The organism is Marinobacterium weihaiense (genome assembly GCF_019061305.1).
In the GTDB taxonomy this organism is placed as follows: Bacteria; Pseudomonadota; Gammaproteobacteria; order Pseudomonadales; family Balneatricaceae; genus Marinobacterium; species Marinobacterium weihaiense.
This window is the reverse complement of record NZ_JAHQZT010000038.1, coordinates 1-16,562: the sequence shown is the minus strand read 5'-3', so window position 1 is coordinate 16,562 and position 16,562 is coordinate 1. Positions and strand designations below refer to the sequence as shown.

The 16,562-nt window shown below is 50.1% G+C and carries 13 protein-coding genes and 1 pseudogene; 2 read left to right on the top strand and 12 right to left on the bottom strand.

Annotated features, from left to right (window positions below; all coding sequences use genetic code 11):
* Positions 1-483: 483 nt before the first annotated feature.
* The 3 genes from KTN04_RS15870 to KTN04_RS15860 all read right to left on the bottom strand — a co-directional run bounded on the left by KTN04_RS15870 (position 484) and on the right by KTN04_RS15860 (position 2,599).
* Entirely contained in the window at positions 484-1,311 is an 828-nt protein-coding gene (locus KTN04_RS15870; RefSeq protein WP_217336214.1) for an IS3 family transposase, read from the bottom strand.
* Positions 1,312-1,331: 20 nt separating this feature from the next.
* A complete protein-coding gene (locus KTN04_RS17420; protein WP_217336213.1) occupies positions 1,332-1,502 on the bottom strand; it encodes a hypothetical protein in 171 nt (56 codons plus the stop codon).
* A gap of 9 nt (positions 1,503-1,511) precedes the next feature.
* A protein-coding gene (locus KTN04_RS15860) for an IS3 family transposase (protein WP_217336212.1) occupies positions 1,512-2,599 on the bottom strand; the annotation gives its coding sequence in 2 pieces (ribosomal slippage) (positions 1,512-2,344 and positions 2,344-2,599; 1,089 coding nt in all).
* A gap of 81 nt (positions 2,600-2,680) precedes the next feature.
* Here KTN04_RS15860 and KTN04_RS17415 point away from each other — a divergent pair.
* Positions 2,681-2,821, top strand: a complete 141-nt coding sequence (locus tag KTN04_RS17415) for an integrase core domain-containing protein (protein WP_217336211.1) — start codon at positions 2,681-2,683, stop codon at positions 2,819-2,821.
* A gap of 36 nt (positions 2,822-2,857) precedes the next feature.
* On the opposite strand, the gene KTN04_RS17200 is transcribed toward KTN04_RS17415, so the two are convergent.
* From KTN04_RS17200 to KTN04_RS15810, 9 genes are all read right to left on the bottom strand, one after another.
* Positions 2,858-3,952, bottom strand: a complete 1,095-nt coding sequence (locus tag KTN04_RS17200; RefSeq protein ID WP_217336210.1) for a methyl-accepting chemotaxis protein — start codon at positions 3,950-3,952, stop codon at positions 2,858-2,860.
* A 116-nt stretch (positions 3,953-4,068) separates the two neighbouring features.
* Positions 4,069-5,730 (bottom strand): sensor domain-containing diguanylate cyclase, encoded by a 1,662-nt coding sequence (locus tag KTN04_RS15845; RefSeq protein WP_217336209.1) that lies wholly within the window; start codon positions 5,728-5,730, stop codon positions 4,069-4,071.
* Positions 5,727-6,659: an ABC transporter substrate-binding protein gene (locus KTN04_RS15840; protein ID WP_217336208.1), complete on the bottom strand. Its 933-nt coding sequence runs from the start codon at positions 6,657-6,659 to the stop codon at positions 5,727-5,729. Before KTN04_RS15840 ends, KTN04_RS15845 begins: the two co-directional genes overlap by 4 nt.
* A gap of 43 nt (positions 6,660-6,702) precedes the next feature.
* Positions 6,703-10,242 carry a bacteriohemerythrin gene (locus tag KTN04_RS15835; protein WP_217336207.1) on the bottom strand — a complete coding sequence of 1,180 codons (3,540 nt, stop codon included), beginning with the start codon at positions 10,240-10,242 and terminating at the stop codon, positions 6,703-6,705.
* 244 nt (positions 10,243-10,486) lie between these two features.
* Entirely contained in the window at positions 10,487-11,062 is a 576-nt protein-coding gene (locus tag KTN04_RS15830) for a response regulator (RefSeq protein ID WP_217336206.1), read from the bottom strand.
* Positions 11,063-11,258: 196 nt separating this feature from the next.
* Positions 11,259-12,812, bottom strand: coding sequence for a methyl-accepting chemotaxis protein (locus tag KTN04_RS15825; protein WP_217336205.1), 1,554 nt, complete (start codon positions 12,810-12,812; stop codon positions 11,259-11,261).
* A 14-nt stretch (positions 12,813-12,826) separates the two neighbouring features.
* The gene (locus KTN04_RS15820; RefSeq protein ID WP_217336204.1) at positions 12,827-14,767 is read right to left on the bottom strand and encodes a putative bifunctional diguanylate cyclase/phosphodiesterase; all 1,941 of its coding nucleotides are present in this window, start codon (positions 14,765-14,767) and stop codon (positions 12,827-12,829) included.
* 1 nt (position 14,768) lies between these two features.
* Positions 14,769-15,125: a DUF3135 domain-containing protein gene (locus tag KTN04_RS15815; RefSeq protein ID WP_217336203.1), complete on the bottom strand. Its 357-nt coding sequence runs from the start codon at positions 15,123-15,125 to the stop codon at positions 14,769-14,771.
* A gap of 11 nt (positions 15,126-15,136) precedes the next feature.
* Complete coding sequence (locus KTN04_RS15810) at positions 15,137-15,694, bottom strand: HDOD domain-containing protein (protein ID WP_217336202.1); 558 nt, start codon at positions 15,692-15,694, stop codon at positions 15,137-15,139.
* 57 nt (positions 15,695-15,751) lie between these two features.
* Here KTN04_RS15810 and KTN04_RS15805 point away from each other — a divergent pair.
* Positions 15,752-16,474 (top strand): annotated as a pseudogene (locus KTN04_RS15805) (IS256 family transposase); the annotation flags it as partial.
* Positions 16,475-16,562: the final 88 nt, after the last annotated feature.

Below are 16,562 nucleotides of genomic sequence, written 5' to 3'. Positions count from 1 at the left end.
TGGCGGCTTGACGTACATCGGGGATCTCAGACAGGTGCTGGGCAAGAACATTGAGGCTCATCGTCGTCATCACAAAAGCCAGTATCTGATCACAACTGCCCTGGTGGAGGAAAGCTCAAAGACTGAGCTGATTACTTTTTGTTCATGCTCTCGCCCTGGATTTTAGGTTAATTAACTTTTTAAGATCAAAATCTGTTAAACGATTTTTGTTTTTTTATTCCGTTTTTTCTTGTTTTTGTTGATTCATTATTTCTACTGCGCTGTTCAGCATCAGGCTTAATACTGGAATTTAAAGTCGATGCAGCTGGTACAGACTTCAACCTTTTAATGATCGTATCAGCCACATCATCGCGGTATTTCTGAATCATCTGGATCAATTGATTCAGAGGCTAGTCCAAATCTAAACTGCGACTCTTCGACCAATGACGAAGAGCCTCTAAACTTGCAAGCCGAGTCTCTATCTCATCACCGAGTTTCCCTGGCTCAGGCTGCCAGAGATATGGGTTTCCCGTAGTACACCTCATCGGGTGTTTGGTAATCAAGGCTTTGGTGGTACCGGGTCTGATTGTAATGCCAGAAGTACCGGTGGAGCGCCTGCTTCAAGTGTCGGCCATCCTTAAAAGCAGTGAGGTAGACGCACTCGTGTTTGACGCTGCGCCAGAGCCGTTCCACGAAGATGTTGTCATGGTAGCAGCCCTTGCCGTCCATGCTAATCCGGATGTCATGCTCTTTGAGAACGCCTGTGAAGGCTTCACTGGTGAACTGGGCACCCTGATCGGTGTTGAAGATCTCCGGCGTTCCATGGCGCTGTAGGGCCTCCTCCAGAGCATCGATGCAGAAGTCTGTGTCCATGGTGTTAGAGACCCGCCAGGACAGCACCTTGCGGCTGTACCAGTCGATGATGGCGACCAGGTACATGAAGCCCCGAGCCAGCGGAACGTAGCTGATGTCAGTCGCCCAAACCTGGTTGGGGCGGTCGATTGTCAGCCCTTTGAGCAGGTACGGATACACCTTGTGCCCGTCGCCCGGAATGCTGGTTTTGGGGCGCGGATACACAGCCTGAATGCCCATGGTGCGCATCAACCGCTGCACCCGCTTCCGGTTGACCCGGTAGCCTAGGTGTTGCAAGTGGACCCGCATCTTGCGAGAGCCATAGTACGGCGTTTCCAGGTGCTGCTGATCAATCAGGTACATCAGATCCAGATCCTCCTGACATTGCTCACGAGGGACGTAGTACACCGATGAGCGGCTCAGCTTGAGCAGCTCGCACTGGCGCGAAAGACTGACCTGGGGATGACCACGCTCGATCATCGCCAACCGCTGTTGACGGCTTACTGATCGAGCTTGCGCGACAAAAAATCGCGCTCCACCGTCAGCCGGCCAATCTCTCGGTAAAGTTCGCCTGTGCTGGGCTCACCGGATTGCTTGCCGGCCTTCTTCTTGCTTTCGAAGAGGTCGGGAGCGTTCTCCAGGGTAATCCCCCCATTTTTAGCAGGGTTCAAAAGTAGACCTCAGGCCGCCATGGCCAGCTTCTGTTGAGGGGTGATCCCTCCGAGTCCCATATTGGGTCGTTCGTGGTTGTAATGCCAGAGCCAACGAGTGGCGTAATCCTGCACCTCTTCAATACTCTCGAATAGGTACTGAGCCAGCCAGTCGTAGCGAACAGTTCGATTGTATCGTTCGATGTAGGCGTTTTGCTGAGGTTTTCCCGGCTGGATAAACGCCAGCGTAATTTTCTGTTTCTCTGCCCAGGTGGCCAATTTGCCGCTGATGTACTCGGGACCGTTGTCACAGCGAATAGAACGTGGTTTCCCACGCCATTCAATGACCTGGTCCAGCGTACGGATAACACGCTCTGCCGGCAACGAGAGATCGACTTCGATGCTCAGGCCCTCCCGATTGAAATCGTCGATCACGTTCAGCAGCCGGTAACTACGACCATCGCCTAACTGGTCATGCATGAAGTCCATCGACCAGCTGTCATTGATGGCTTCTGGTACTGCCAATGGTTCGGGCTTCTCGCGAACCAAACGTTTTCTGGGCTTGATACGCAGATTCAATTCCAGCTCCCGGTAAATCCGGTAAACCCGTTTGTGATTCCAGCCAAACCCTTTGACGTTTCGAAGGTGCAAAAAGCACAGCCCAAATCCCCAGTTACGCTGGTTATGGGTCAGTCGAACCAGCCAGTCTGCGATCTCTGCGTTCTCATCACTAAGCTTGGCCCGGTATCGGTAGCAGGTCTCGCTAATCCCAAGGGACTCACAGGCCAACCGAACACTGAGGCCGTGGCGCTCAACGACACGCTTTGCCATCTCGCGGCGGTGAGATGGCTTTACAACTTTCCCTCCAGGGCTTCCTTGCGGATCTCCGCTTTGATGCGCTCTTCAGCATACATCTTCTTGAGCCGGCGGTTCTCATCTTCAAGCTCTTTCAGGCGAGCCATCATGGATGCGTCCATGCCGCCGAATTTGGCCCGCCATTTGTAAAAGCTGGCGCTGTTCATGCCATGTTCACGACACAGCTCCGGCATCGGAATGCCGTTCTCGGCTTGCTTCAGAATCGACAGGATCTGGCTGTCGGAAAAACGTGATTTCTTCATGCAGAATCTCCCTGCGGATAGCTTACGGAAAATTCTACTTCTGAGCACCGCTATTTTTCGGGGGGATTACCGGCATATGCGGTGCCCTACGCAAATGACATATCAAGGACTTGGGCGCTAACAGACTGGATCAATCACTACAATAAACAGCGCCCTCATGGCAGTATCGGAAATCTACCGCCGGTGTCTCGAATACCGAAGCTGCGTGAACAACGTGTTTAGTATTCACAACTACATGCATGTAAACCACCTTTAGAGTCAAACTGTTAGTGTGGTCTCCTGCATCAAGTTGTCGATATAGCGAACCACACTGAGGCTAGCAGATTCCATACGCTCAAGGTGCCGTAACATTCCCTGAAAATCTCCCTTCTCACCGCATGAAAGGGCCAAAATCCCTGATTCATGAACTTGTCGATGGGGAGACTCCAATGCTTTAAAACTGTTCAAACCGGAGTACTTTCGGCCACCGTAACCTTCATAATACCAGTGTCCTAATCGACATTCTGTATGATTGCTGGCACGTTCAGAAAATTCACCTCGCTCAATCAAGCCATAAATTTCATTTTTCCAAACAGCATGATCTAGTTTAACCGTGTTCAAAAAAGAAGCAGTCGTAGAGATACGTATGACACGCTGCATATGGTTAGAGCGGTTAATAACATCTCCGACTACGGAATCGATCTGAGTAGATGAGGCTGCAACATCAGAAGCTACTTCTTGATTCTGTTTTACCACCGATTTAATAGACCCTGTCTGATCAATTACCTGAGTCACCAAATTCTCTATTTCTTGGCTAGCAACATGAGCTTTCCCTGCAAGAGCACGCACTTCGTCAGCAACAACTGCAAACCCTCGTCCAGCGGTGCCTGCACGGGCAGCCTCAATCGCCGCATTCAAAGCAAGAAGGTTGGTCTGATCAGAAATTTCTTGAATACTTGATACCAGCTGAGATATTGAATGGGCAGTTGTATCCAGAACAGAAGCGGCATTCATACTTGCATTTGCCTGATCGTTAATTAGATTCGCTCGGTGCCCAAGTTTATTAAGGGCTTCACGGGTATGATCGAAGACGTTATCTAATTCTTTAAGTGACTTACGCTCATTAATGAGCTCCTCAGCAGTGCTCATTAGACCGCCGCGAATACTGAGCAGCATCTCACCACCCTTGAGTTGACATGACATCACTCCTGATTCGCTATCACTTTCCTGCATCAATTTTTCTATCTGGTCATCTTTTTCAGCAAGGAGTAGCTGTAATTCTTGCTTTTCTTTAAGATGCTCGGCCTTCAAATCTTTTATCAGAGCCTGTAATTCTTCTTCTTTTTCACGCTGCTTACGTCTAGATAAAAACATATTCACCTCAAAAGATATATAGTCGCATTCTAAATTCTGTTGGACTAAATATCAGCACCTGTAAAGTCTATAATGCCGTCACTAAAATAGTGAAACGTTAAAAATATTAAAATTATTTAGCTTTCACTCTTAACACGATTTCTTCCTTCATTTTTGGCCTGATAGAGATAATCGTCTGCCCTGCGAACAATCGTTCTAATAGTGTCATCGGGTTTCACCGTTGTAACACCCAATGAAACTGTTAGAGTCTCTCGGTGCTCAAAAGTTGCCCTTTCAACTATTTGCCTGAGCTTTTCAGCTATCATCATGGCGCCGTCTCGATCCGTGTCTGGCAAAAGCACCAAAAACTCTTCTCCACCCCACCGAGCCAATCGATCAGTCTTGCGAAGTCGCTGCCTAAGAATACTAACCAATTGGGATAACACACTGTCGCCTATGTCATGGCCAAATGTATCGTTAATAGATTTAAAGTAATCTATATCCAAAAGCATCAAAGACATAGGATGATTAGAGCGATGAAAACCAGCCAAGCTAACCTCCAGGTAGGGTTCAATACCAGCTCGGTTGAGAGCACCTGTCAGTGGGTCACGGGTAGCAGCCAGCTTCAATCGCTTTTCCAGCTCCTTGCGATCTGTAATGTCCAACATTACTCCACGAAATAGTTGTCCAGGCTGATCATCAATTATTGGAATTGCGTGTCCCCAGATCCATCGAATGGTGCCGTTAGAACGAACGCGAAACTCAGCTTTCCACTCGTTAGGCACTGGGAAGTTCGCTGCCTGTGTCTCTTTTGCAAGCACATCGTGATCCTCCGGCTCAATCAGTGAAAAAAGCTTAGTGCCAATATCAGCTGGGCTCGAAAGGTTAGCCAATTCCTCATTAAGACCGAGCTGTTTATTAATGCCCTCACTGAAATAAAGAAACTCATCCTTTCCGTCAGGATGGTGTCTATACTCATAGACTGCTCCGGGAATACTGTCGGCAATGTCCACAAGTCTCTGTTTCTCAGCCCCCAAAGCAAAGCGTGCATCTGCAAGATCGGAAATAGCACGAGCCAAAGCCTGCAACTCACGTACCTTGCCAACTGTCGTATACTGGCTAATCGTGCAGGTGTTATCTGGGCCTTGAGCTTGCGCATAAAGCCTCTCCAATGGCCGGGTAACATCCCGTTGCAATGCCCAGGACACGAGCAACATCATGACCACAAGAATGCTACTGGCCCAGAAAGCATCAAACCAGGCCTCATATCTAGCACTTGAAATATGGGGCTCGGCATCAAGAGCAAACAGCAACCGCCCACCCTGCAAGTCCCGGATAACTGATGAGGCAGGGTTTACCAACTCGATAGGCGCAATGACCACGGCTTGAATATTGCGCTCATCCCAATACGTTGATATGTCCTGAGCGGCCGTTTTTTCTAGCCATTGCTCGTCAATGACACCACGAAGTTCGCTGACATCTGTGTTCTGCAAACTGCGCCTGGAAGCTAGTATGACGCGATCAGCTGCGTCAACCAACGCAATGGCCTCTACTGACGGCTGCGCTGCTACTGAAAAAATAAAACGTGATATAGACTCTCTACTAGCTGCCGTTTCCATGGCATCCACAATGGTTAGTGTCCGGTCTACAGCAATTGACTTGGCTTGTGATCGCGCTTCAAAAACATGTTCGTAATAGCTAAGCAGCGCAACCAAAAAGACCCCAAGAGTGGAAAATAAAACCATCAATAAGCTGAAGCGGCGTGCAAGAGATGTCGGTAACAACAGTTTCTTGATCATGGAAACTCTGCTAGAGGTATGAAACGATCATTAAGTACATTTGAAGACATCAAAGCTTCCTCAGCATCGTGGTTGTTGAACCGTAGGATGATTCTGCTAGCAACGGGCACAAGACTATGAAGAGGGCCCTCTGGGTCCCAAAAGCCAACCTGGTTATCCAACTCCAGCATTTCAATTGAATCACTGAACTCCACTATTTCTTTAACCGAAAGCCCAGTATGCTTTGCCAGCACCTCGTTCACCTCAGACGGGTTGTTTTGTCCCCAGCGAAGCGCATCGTTGTGAGCCTTGATAACCGAGGCAAGTTCTTTCGGATGCTGATCGATCACTTCATCGGCCACAATCAGCAGATCAATCACAGCATTCGGTGCCTGGCTAGTATCAAACAACCGACTGAAACCCACCAAACTCTCAAGCTCGACCGAGGTTGGCGGGTAGGTAATGGCCGCATCAGCAAGGCCTGTAGTCATAGCAACCGGCATTTCGCCCTGGGGGACAGGCAACAAGTCAATCTGGTCAAGTTGCAACCCACTTTTTGCCAGGGCCATCGCCAATACCAAAACATTGGCCGAGCCCTTTTCCAAAGCAAGGCGTTTTCCTGCCAACTGTTCGAGGCTGGTTATCTCATTACTGGCAACGATCATGTCCGCTCCAACCGATCGGCTAAGTACCAGAACCGCGCTGGCCGTTCTCTTTCCAGAGTGGTTAATCGCTGCGAGCTCAGCCAAAGTACCGCCCAGCATATCTACCTGGCCTCGATTGAAGGCCCGAACAGAATCGCTTAAAGAAGCAGTCTCAACAATTTCCAATACGGATGTGTACTCCCGCTCTTCGACCACTGCAAAATAGCCGTAACCTGGCCACGGATTGACTGCGATCCTCAATGTTTTCGATTCATCCCAGTCTTCACACCCCATGAGAACAAGCATTACAAGTACACACGCCGTTCGAAAACAAATCCTTATGCTCAAACTAACTCCTTTCTAATAACCTTAAGGCAGATAAAACGGCATTTCTGTACTCATATATGGCAAATAACTTCTCGTGAGCTATCTCTATATCACCTCTTGCATGTGCATCAACCAGCTGCTCTCCAGCACTGTGTAAATGTTCGTGAGCAGTTAACAATTGGGTGAATTCAGGCTTATTTTGAAAACGGGCTTGTCCATTATTTTCTATCCATCTACCAACCTTACATTCGCTGGCCTGCAAAGTCGGTAAGGAATCGGTTTCACCCTGCAACCACGACTCAAGTTGGTTCACCCAGTGTCTGTGCTCCACTTCGGCGTGCAGTAGCGGCAAATTATCAAAGTCTACAGGCTTTTGCGCTTTCCAAGTATTAGGCGCCTGCCAGTGGCTAACCCAGCTATGCAAGTCTCCCGCCTTCATCGGTCGAGCAATACCGTAACCCTGTCCATACTCGCACCCTAATCGCAGCAGCAGGTCACCATGCTCCTCAGTTTCTATACCTTCAGCAAGCACCTGTAAGCCAAAGGCCTGGGACATACCAACAACACCGGAAATAATGGACAAATCATCAGAGTCGTCCAGCATGTTGCGGACAAAACTCTGGTCAATTTTCAAAACACTGGCCGGCAAATGTTTGAGATAAGAAAGTGAAGAGAACCCTGTACCAAAATCATCCAGTGCAAACCGTACCCCTAGCTCACGACATTGCCGCATTACTCGGGATACTTTATCCAGATCATGCAAGGCACTACTTTCCAAAATTTCAATTTGCAAAAACCGCGGGCTAATACCTGGATGCGCCTCAAGCTCAGACTTAAGTTTGCTAACAAAATCGTGCTGGAGAATTTGAAGGCTGGTTACATTCACACTGACTTCAAGAGACAAGCCCTGTTCATGCCAAGCCTCGGCTTGAGCCACTGCTGTGTGAATCACCCAGTCCCCAAGCTCAACTTCCAATGGATGGTCCTGAATTGCAGGCAAAAACATATTGGGTGGCATTAATTCTCCGGAAGGTGGCTGCCAGCGGATAAGCGCTTCCACTCCCAAAACGGTGCCCTTTGCCATATTGACCTTCGGTTGGTAGAAAAGTACGAATTCTTCGTTCAATAGCGCTTTTTTTATTGCCTTAAGTCTGCCCGTCAGTGCCAGTGTTTTCTGCTCCCATTGCACATCATATTGCTGCAACCGGTTTTTACCCTGCATTTTGGCTTCAAAAAGAGCTTGGTTGGCCTGCCGCAATAGCTGATCTTCTGAAACTTTGTTAGGCTGAGGATACTGCGTAACACCAATACTTGCTGTGACCTGAATCTGTACGCCCGAGACAACCAAAGGCTCGCCTACTCGCACTAGTAACCGGCGAAACAACAAAAAGTGGTCATCATCCAGCCTCATTTTAGGTAACAATATGATGAACTCATCACCACCATTACGAGCGATAAAGGCTTCCTCACCACACACTGCACGAGTCCTTTGACTGAGTGCCAACAACACATCATCGCCAAAAGCTGTACCATGTCGTTCGTTTATTTCCCTAAAGTTATCCAAGTCCAGTATTGCCAGAACCAGATGACAACCATTCTGCTCACAATGGTTTATTGCCACTTTCAACCTTTCTTCCAGCGCTCTGTTATTTGGTAAACCGGTCAAATCATCTTCATACGCTAATTTGCGAAGCTGCTTCAGATGCTTTGTTTTGTCTGTTATATCCTGAAGGGTCCCTTCAATCACCGTTGGCTTACCGTCGGGGTCTGTTTCAAATTGACCACGAACTTCCAGGTACTTGGTTTGCCCAGACGCAAGACAGACCCTATGCTCCGTATGCAGATACCCCGCCACATTTTTTGCATTCTGGAAAGCTTGATGAGTTTTTTGACGATCCTCAGGATGCACCATTGCAAGGTAGCTATCATAGGTGGGCGTTGAGCTCGTCAGGTCCTGCTCAAATATTCGAAAAACTTCTTTCGACCAATAAGTTTCACCGTCACCCAATTGATAGCTCCAGTGGCCCAAATGAGCCTGCTGCTCAGCCCGCTCCAGGCGTTCAGTTTCCAGCTCTCTTTGTCTATGCACTTGCCGATGTTCCAGCGCAATACCCAGCAATTCACTCATCAGTTCTAAGAATTGCAGAACTTCTGGCCCCCATTGCCGCTCTTCCTTAACAGAGTCGTTGCCTAAAAACCCGACAATGTCGCCGCTTATACGTAACGGATATACGCAAACTGACTTGATTGATTGAGCTTCCAGAATGGTTTGTTCAGCATGAGCCTGAAGGGGCATATCGCTGACTCGCGGAATCAGCACATAACCAGTGGTTCGCAATTGGTGCCACCACCAAGGGGTTAGGTTAGAGGGTAGATTCTGAAGGTTTTTAATTTCGGCATTGATGCCATCTGCACACCACTCGTGGGTGTTGCTCATATATCTGCCATCGCCGCTCACAAGAAAAACATAAGTGCGATCTGCGCCCAAATAAACACCAGCTCGTTGCAGTGCTCTCTCTATTGCAGTATCAAACTCTTGTGGGGACGAGGCCATAAAGTCTGAGGCAAAATCACTTATTATCAATCGGGTATCTCTTTCCCGCTGTAAAATAAGCTCCTGAGTTTTACGCTCAGTTATATCCGTCTGGGTACCAACTACTCGTAACGGCCGGCCTTCAAAATCACGAGCAATAACTTTGCTACGGCACTGTACCCAGCGCTCGTTTCCAGCACTATTAATGACCCTATGCTGATGGCTGAAAACATCGGTCTTACCCAACAAATGTTCAAGGAACTTATTTTTCAGGACGGGCCAATCGTCCGGGTGGATGGCCTGTCCAGGCTGGGTAAGCAAATCGAGCGTTTCATCAGGACAGATTGAATCAAGTGCGTCTAGGTCCATATCCCAGAAAGAGTCGTTGGTCCCCCCCAAGACTGACTTCCAATGGTCTTCCTGTTCTATGAGTTTCTTTTCAGCCACCTCTCGGGCATACGCTTCTCGCTGTAAAGCTAAGGTGCGACCCGAAAGTTGCTTGTACATACTAAGCACACTCTGAATAAGGCCCGAGGCTTCACCGCTCATCGCTTCGCGCGACGCCTTTTTGGCCTCAGACAAAGGCCTCCCTTTATGCACCTCAAGCAAAGCAACTGCCATGCTCTTGTCATCGTGCAGAATATGGTGTGCCAGCCAGCTCACCAAAAAGGAAAGCAGATCATCAACCCCTGCCAGACTGGCAGTATTTTCAACTTGAGCCTGCATGGCGCGTACTTTGTCTACGAACCCATCATGTGAGCGGTGGTGCCTGGCAAACCACTCATCATCCTCGAACACTTCTATCCATAATTTTTCTTCGGAATCAAAATGATAAGCTGCATAGTCAACAAGGCCATCAACAATTGACTTTAACTGGTTAGGTTCCAGACCAAAAACATACTGGTTAGCCAAACTGTTAAGTAGCTTAACCAACTGGCGATGTTGCTGATCAATCGTCTGGATACCGGTTTCAAAGCTTGGGTTCCAAGGAACGATATCGAAGCCAAGCGGGGATTCATGTGAAGACATGGGAACCTAATTAATGACTATGATTTTTATGCAGTCTAAATTTCAGCTCTGCTCATTGCACTAAAACAGTGCATCCTAAATGACAAGGTGTCAGTGCTACGTCCCATTCTTTCATGTCGGATCATAGCAACATATTTTTTGGTTTGACCATAGCGTGAAACTCTTTTTGAGTTCCTTTCACTACCTGATACTACTCAAGGGCGTTCATGTAGTGGTCTGGTCATTCTGGACGTCCAGGTACCTGCTAACCTTCTTGGGCAACCCCCTGAAGTAATCGATCAACTACTCCCGTCAACTCCTGATGCTGAAAGGGCTTTTGCAACACAGCGTCCGCACCTAGTTCCAAAGCACGGTTCAAATCTGAATTGCTAAGTGCTGAGACTACAACCACTCTAGTGTTTCTGATCTCGCTGGTAGAGCGGATGAAGTCCAAAACCTGAAAACCATCCAGGCCTGGCATACTCAGATCCAACGTAATCAGCGCGGGACGATTCTGCAGCAGCTTTGTGCCCCCCTGGAAACCGTCCGTTGCCACATCCACCTCGTAGCCGCCTGAGCGCAGAATTCGGCTGATCAAGCGCGTAATAGCAGGCTCATCATCCAACACCAGCACACGACAATTGTTTTTGGGGGCAAATTCTGGCGGAATTGGCATGCCATGCTGTTCAAGAAAATTGACAAAGTCTTCAACCAGAACCCGGTTGTTGCCTCGCCCAGGCAATCTGAAGCCCTTCAGCTCGCCACGCTCGATCCATCGTATCACCGTGCGAAGATTCACATCACAGATTTTGGCGATTTCGCCGGTAGTAAGTGTTTTCATATGTCAGCTTTGAAATAGGATCCATCTAGTTGTGCACTTTTAAGAACAAAAGCCACATGAGACATGTTCTACAAGCTAGACTCATTGGCCTGCCTCAGACAGGTAATATGGCAAGAGCCTGATGCTTGGTCATAGCTTCCCTACTACATTGAGATGCAGCAGTTTTGACTTTAGTCTGTGGCTGCTTCATAAAGCGTTATTGTTTGAAGCGATTAACTAATTCGTGCAACTGTCCAGACACACGCTGTGACTGGCGAATGCTTTCAGCACTTTCCTCTGTTCTAGCTAGGCTGCGCTCAGCCAATTCAGAAATTTCTCTGACCTGACGGTTCACCTCTTCTGATACCAACGCTTGCTCTTCAACCGCAGCAGCCATCTGCTCAGACATAGCCGAGATCTGGTTTACCGCCTCAGCAATACCTTGAAGCATGGACTCAGACTCAATCACACGCTGCAGGCCGGTTTCGGCATCTTCAGTACCCTCTTTGGCAACGGTAACCGAAGAGTTCGCCTGAGCCGTAAGTCCCTCGACAATTTGCCGAATGTTCTGTGCTGATTCACGAGTATTACCAGCCAAAACACGCACTTCATCGGCCACAACCGAGAAGCCACGACCATGGTCACCGGCACGAGCCGCCTCAATCGCCGCGTTCAAGGCCAGAAGATTGGTTTGATCGGATATATCCTCGATGGACTGAGCAGCGTGGGCGATCTCACTGGTCTGCTCAGCCAACAGATGCACTGCCTGACCGATCTCGGATACGGTGTTACGCAGCTCTTCTATAGAGGTACAGGTGATGCGGGCAATCTCGCCACCCTGGCCGGCCAGTTCTCTGGAATGCTCGGCCTGACCCGCGGTTTTCTGAACGTTGTGCGAAATTTCGTGAATCGCCAGCGACATCTCGTGCATGGCAGTCGCCACCAGCTCGGTTTGACGGCTTTGAGCCTGCATCTCCTCGCGGGCGGTTTCGGACAGCTCCAGCCCCAGCCGCGACTGCTGCGCCACTTGTCGGGACGCATCCTCAATACGAGTCAACACCGCATCCAGGTGTGCACGCAGGCTCATCACCCCCACCATGATATTGCCGGTCATACCGTGCTGGTTGGTGTAGGTGTTCGCTGCCAGAGGGTGCATGAACACACCGTGCAGCTCCTTGCTGATCAATTCAAGGTCATGCTTGTGGTGCAGGAACTGAATACCGCCGAAGATCAACAGGGCAGCGATCAACCAGAGGGTACTGGCCAGCGGTGACAGCCAATAGGCCAGCGCTACCGCCGGTACGATAAAGGCCAGCGCGATCAGGAGTTGCTGCAGATAGCGCGGCACTTGCAACTGACGACGCTTGCGATTGACACGGGCGTACAGTTTCTCGGCCCGCTCCACATCCTTGCGTGCAGGACAGGAGCGCACGGATTCATAGCCCACTACCTTGCCTGCTTCGGTCACGGGGGTCACATAGGCACTAACCCAATAGTGATCGCCGTTTTTGCAACGGTTTTTGACCAGCCCCATCCAGGGGCGACCCGCCTTGAGGTGGTTCCACATCACCTCGAACGCTTCCGCCGGCATATCCGAATGCCGCACCAGATTATGATTCTGCCCAATCAGCTCTTCGCGGGCGTAACCGCTGATTTTCTGAAAGGCATCATTACAGTGAGTGATCACACCCGACAGATCGGTTGATGAGATCAGCTTAACATGCGCATCAAAGTGCTGTTCACGCTGAGTCACGGGGCCATTGTTTTTCATCTCGACTACCTCGATTACGCCATAACATCTGCTGCCTGGCTAGAGAGCCAGCGCTGTTCAAATTCTGTTGCAGTCAGGGGACGAGCAAAGCAGTAGCCTTGCCCGTAATCACAACCCATCCGCTTCAACTCGTCCGCGATTGCTTCATTTTCAATCCCCTCCGCGAGGGTTTTCATACCGAAAATGTGTGCAGTGGCGATGATGGTTTGTACGATCGCTCGGTTTGCCTGATCACAGTCGAGGTTGCGTACAAACGACATATCGATTTTCAAAAGGTCCGCATCAATATCTTTCAAATAATTCAGCGATGAGTGACCGGTACCAAAGTCATCAATGGCCAGAGCAAAACCTTTTTCCTTAAGATAGTGCAGCATATTGATGGCCTCCTCGGGGTCACGCATCAAACCGGTCTCGGTCAGCTCCAATTCAAAATCACTCGGTGAAACACCTTCTTCCTCTAATAACAGCAACAGATCATTGGCAAAGCGACTATCATCCAAGTCTCGTGCCGACACGTTTACAGCCAGTTTTATCTGAATCCGACCCGGAACAATGAAACCCTTTTCTTGCCATATACGGCGCTGATGACCTGCCATTTGCAAAACCTTTCGAGTGATCATGTCGATCAACCCTCGCTCTTCAGCCAGCGGTATGAATTGGTTGGGACTGACCCAACCCAGCTCGGCATCAAACCAGCGCAATAATACTTCCGCACCACAGAGCTGGCCCGTGGCAAGGCACACTTGCGGCTGAAAACGCAACTCCAGCCCTTCACCTTTTACCAAAGCAGCTTCCAGTCGGCGGGCAAGATAGGCTCTTTCTCTGATTTTCAAACCCAGCAGTGAATCGTAAAAGCACACTTGATCGGTGCGCGCTTTGGCCTGATGAAGTGCAATATCGGCGTGCCGTAGTAGGGTTTCGTAGCTGTCTCCGTCGTGGGGCGCCAACACAACGCCATAGCGCTGGCGCACCGTCACCTCCACGCCCTCAACTTGGAAAGGCTCAGTAAATGCCTGATTGATACGCGACACTAGTGAGAGCACCGCATCACCATCCGGCACAAAACAGGCAAGGGCAAACTCGTCACCTGTAATGCGGGCCAAGGTTCCACCGACAGTCTGTTCCGGCCGCCCCAGCAAATCCATTTCGCGGGTTGTTTGCTGCAACCTCAAGCTGACCGCCTTGAGCAACGAATCCCCCACCTCATGCCCCAGAGTGTCATTAATCTCTTTAAGGTTAATGATGTCCATGTAGATGAGACTAAGCGTGCGCCCCTCTCGCCGCGCAATAGCCAGCATTTGCTCAACCTGCTCGCCCAGCAAGTTGCGATTTGGCAAACCAGTCAAACTGTCGTAAAACGCGAGCTTCTGAATGTGTCGGGTCTGTTCATCATACAAATTCTGCACGTCATCACGGGCATTAACGATGGCACATTGACTGGCATAGCTGTACGCATCAAGTGCCAGAGTGACATCCAGCAACACTAGCTTGTTCAGTGCAGTAAGCACACTAGAGATCTGGGCCGGACTATCGGCCAGTTCATGCTGCAACGCCTTGCTGAAATGATGCAGGTAACTGCCGAAGGCACCGGTATACCACTCGGGCTTCAAACCGATACGTTCATGTGCTATTCCGACCGCCAAACGATCAAGCGCATAATCGTAATCATAATGACCCGACAAAAGACGCTCGAAATATCGGCGCTGAGTATCTTTTAACCGCACACGCGTAGCGTCGTGCTGCAACAGATCCGCCACGGCATCAAATTGCATCAAATGATCATAGAAAGCCTCTATCAACTGATCGCTGTAAGTGTGCATGCGCGGCTGCAGCTGTTGCAGCAGCCTCTCCTCGTCAAGTGTCAGCGCAATGAAACGCTTGCGTTGCTCGAAACTTTCGTTACACAATCCGATAGCGGCGGCCACATCACCGACTGGAGGTAAAGCACTGTCCATCTCAGTCATCCTTCTTTTTTACCAAACGGAGCTGCGGCTGACGGGGTTGGGCAGTATCGATTGCCTCTCGGTCACGCTTGCCTGGTATCTGGTTCAGTTTCTGCAGCAGGTCCGCAGACCTTTCCATCAGCAGATCGTTCAGCAACACACAGGTGTGAACCGGATTACTGGCCCGACGAATTACTCCGTTGATTCTGAATTGCATCCGTTCAAGTTTTTGCCGCTGCGTTTCAGGACGACCGGCAATATGCTGCTCGACCAGCTCCATTCGCAGCTGCTCCAGCGCAACGGGGTCGTTCTGCGCCAACTGCACAAGTGAGTCAAAGTCAGGAATGCTGACTATGGGGTGTGTACTCATAACCCCCTCCTCTATTTACGAATGCCAAGCATGCCGCACGCACTTTCGCAGTCGGCATAGATCATGGGTAAAGCATGTACCAGCTCCAGCAGGGGCAAACGAACTCCGCCCCAGGCCTCGGAGACCACTTCAGTTTCAATACGCTGCTTTAACGCGTCAGCGTCGAGCTCGGGCCAATCCGGATTGGCAGCGAGGAAAAAACTCAGTCCATCGGCAAACTGGATGATAATCAAAAGATCGCGTAACTCTTTTAGCACCTTGGGATGGCGCACCGCTTCATGATGATGGTGATAGCGCACGATATTGCTCAACAACGCCGGCAGGTGCATTTTCCTGCAGGCCATCTGTCCTACCACCGTGTGGGTAAAACCCAGGCTGCTTTGTTCGGCAGAAATCAATTCTTCCGCAGCGCCCCAACCGCGCACATCAGTATCCTTGAGCGCATCGGGCGCGACCTGCAGCATCACAAACCGGCCCAAATCATGCAGCAGGCCGGCCATGTAGGCAGTCTCGGGTTTCACGGTCGAGAAATAGGGGGTACGCGCCAGAAATACGGCGATCTGAGCCACCGGTAGTGTTCAGAATTCTGTGTCATTTCTTTAGACTGAACCGAAAAGAGATGACTCATGACCAAACCTACGTTCGATATGGATGCCGCCCTTCAAGCTCTGCGCGAGGGCAAAGACCTCACCGGTAAAGACGGCATCCTGACCCCGTTGATCAAGCAACTCACCGAAGCCGCCATGCAAGGTGAGCTGGAGGCCCATCTGGCCGCTGAGGACGCGGTTAATCGCAAGAATGGCTCCAGCCGCAAGACCATAAAAGGACCGACCGGCAGCTTTGAACTTGACGCTCCCAGAGACCGGGCTGGCTCCTTTGAGCCCCAGATCGTCAAGAAGCACCAGACTCACCTCACCGACGAGCTGGAACGCAAAATCATCGCCCTGTTCGCACTCGGCAACAGCTATCAGGACATCCGCACCCACATCGCCGATCTGTATGGTGTGTCGCTCTCCAACGGCACCATCAACGCCGTTACCGACAAACTGGTACCGGAGCTGGAAGCCTGGCGTGAACGTGACCTGGAAGCCATTTACCCCATTGTCTGGCTCGACGCCATTCACTACAAAATCAAAGAGAATGGTCGCTATGTCAGCAAGGCGGTCTATACGCTCCTCGGCCTGAACATCGAGGGCAAGAAAGAGCTGCTCGGCCTCTACCTCTCCGACCAGGAAGGCGCTCACCACTGGCTCAGCGTCCTCACCGACCTTTACAACCGGGGCGTTAAAGACATCCTGATTGCCTGTGTCGATGGCCTGAAGGGCTTCCCCGAAGCCATTGAGGAGTTAATGTCAAATCTGGTGTATGGGCATCAAGCCGCGTTCCTGTCTGATTGATCCTGTACTTGTTCGCCGTCCTTGAACTTCACATTGTTGA

Coding starts and splice junctions, on each gene's coding strand:
- KTN04_RS15825 (WP_217336205.1), bottom strand. CDS start 12,812: ATGAAAAACAATGGCCCCGTGACTCAGCGTGAACAGCACTTTGATGCG.
- KTN04_RS15820 (WP_217336204.1), bottom strand. CDS start 14,767: ATGGACAGTGCTTTACCTCCAGTCGGTGATGTGGCCGCCGCTATCGGA.
- KTN04_RS15830 (WP_217336206.1), bottom strand. CDS start 11,062: ATGAAAACACTTACTACCGGCGAAATCGCCAAAATCTGTGATGTGAAT.
- KTN04_RS15840 (WP_217336208.1), bottom strand. CDS start 6,659: ATGCTTGTTCTCATGGGGTGTGAAGACTGGGATGAATCGAAAACATTG.
- KTN04_RS15870 (WP_217336214.1), bottom strand. CDS start 1,311: ATGATCGAGCGTGGTCATCCCCAGGTCAGTCTTTCGCGCCAGTGCGAG.
- KTN04_RS15845 (WP_217336209.1), bottom strand. CDS start 5,730: ATGATCAAGAAACTGTTGTTACCGACATCTCTTGCACGCCGCTTCAGC.
- KTN04_RS17200 (WP_217336210.1), bottom strand. CDS start 3,952: ATGTTTTTATCTAGACGTAAGCAGCGTGAAAAAGAAGAAGAATTACAG.
- KTN04_RS15815 (WP_217336203.1), bottom strand. CDS start 15,125: ATGAGTACACACCCCATAGTCAGCATTCCTGACTTTGACTCACTTGTG.
- KTN04_RS15835 (WP_217336207.1), bottom strand. CDS start 10,242: ATGTCTTCACATGAATCCCCGCTTGGCTTCGATATCGTTCCTTGGAAC.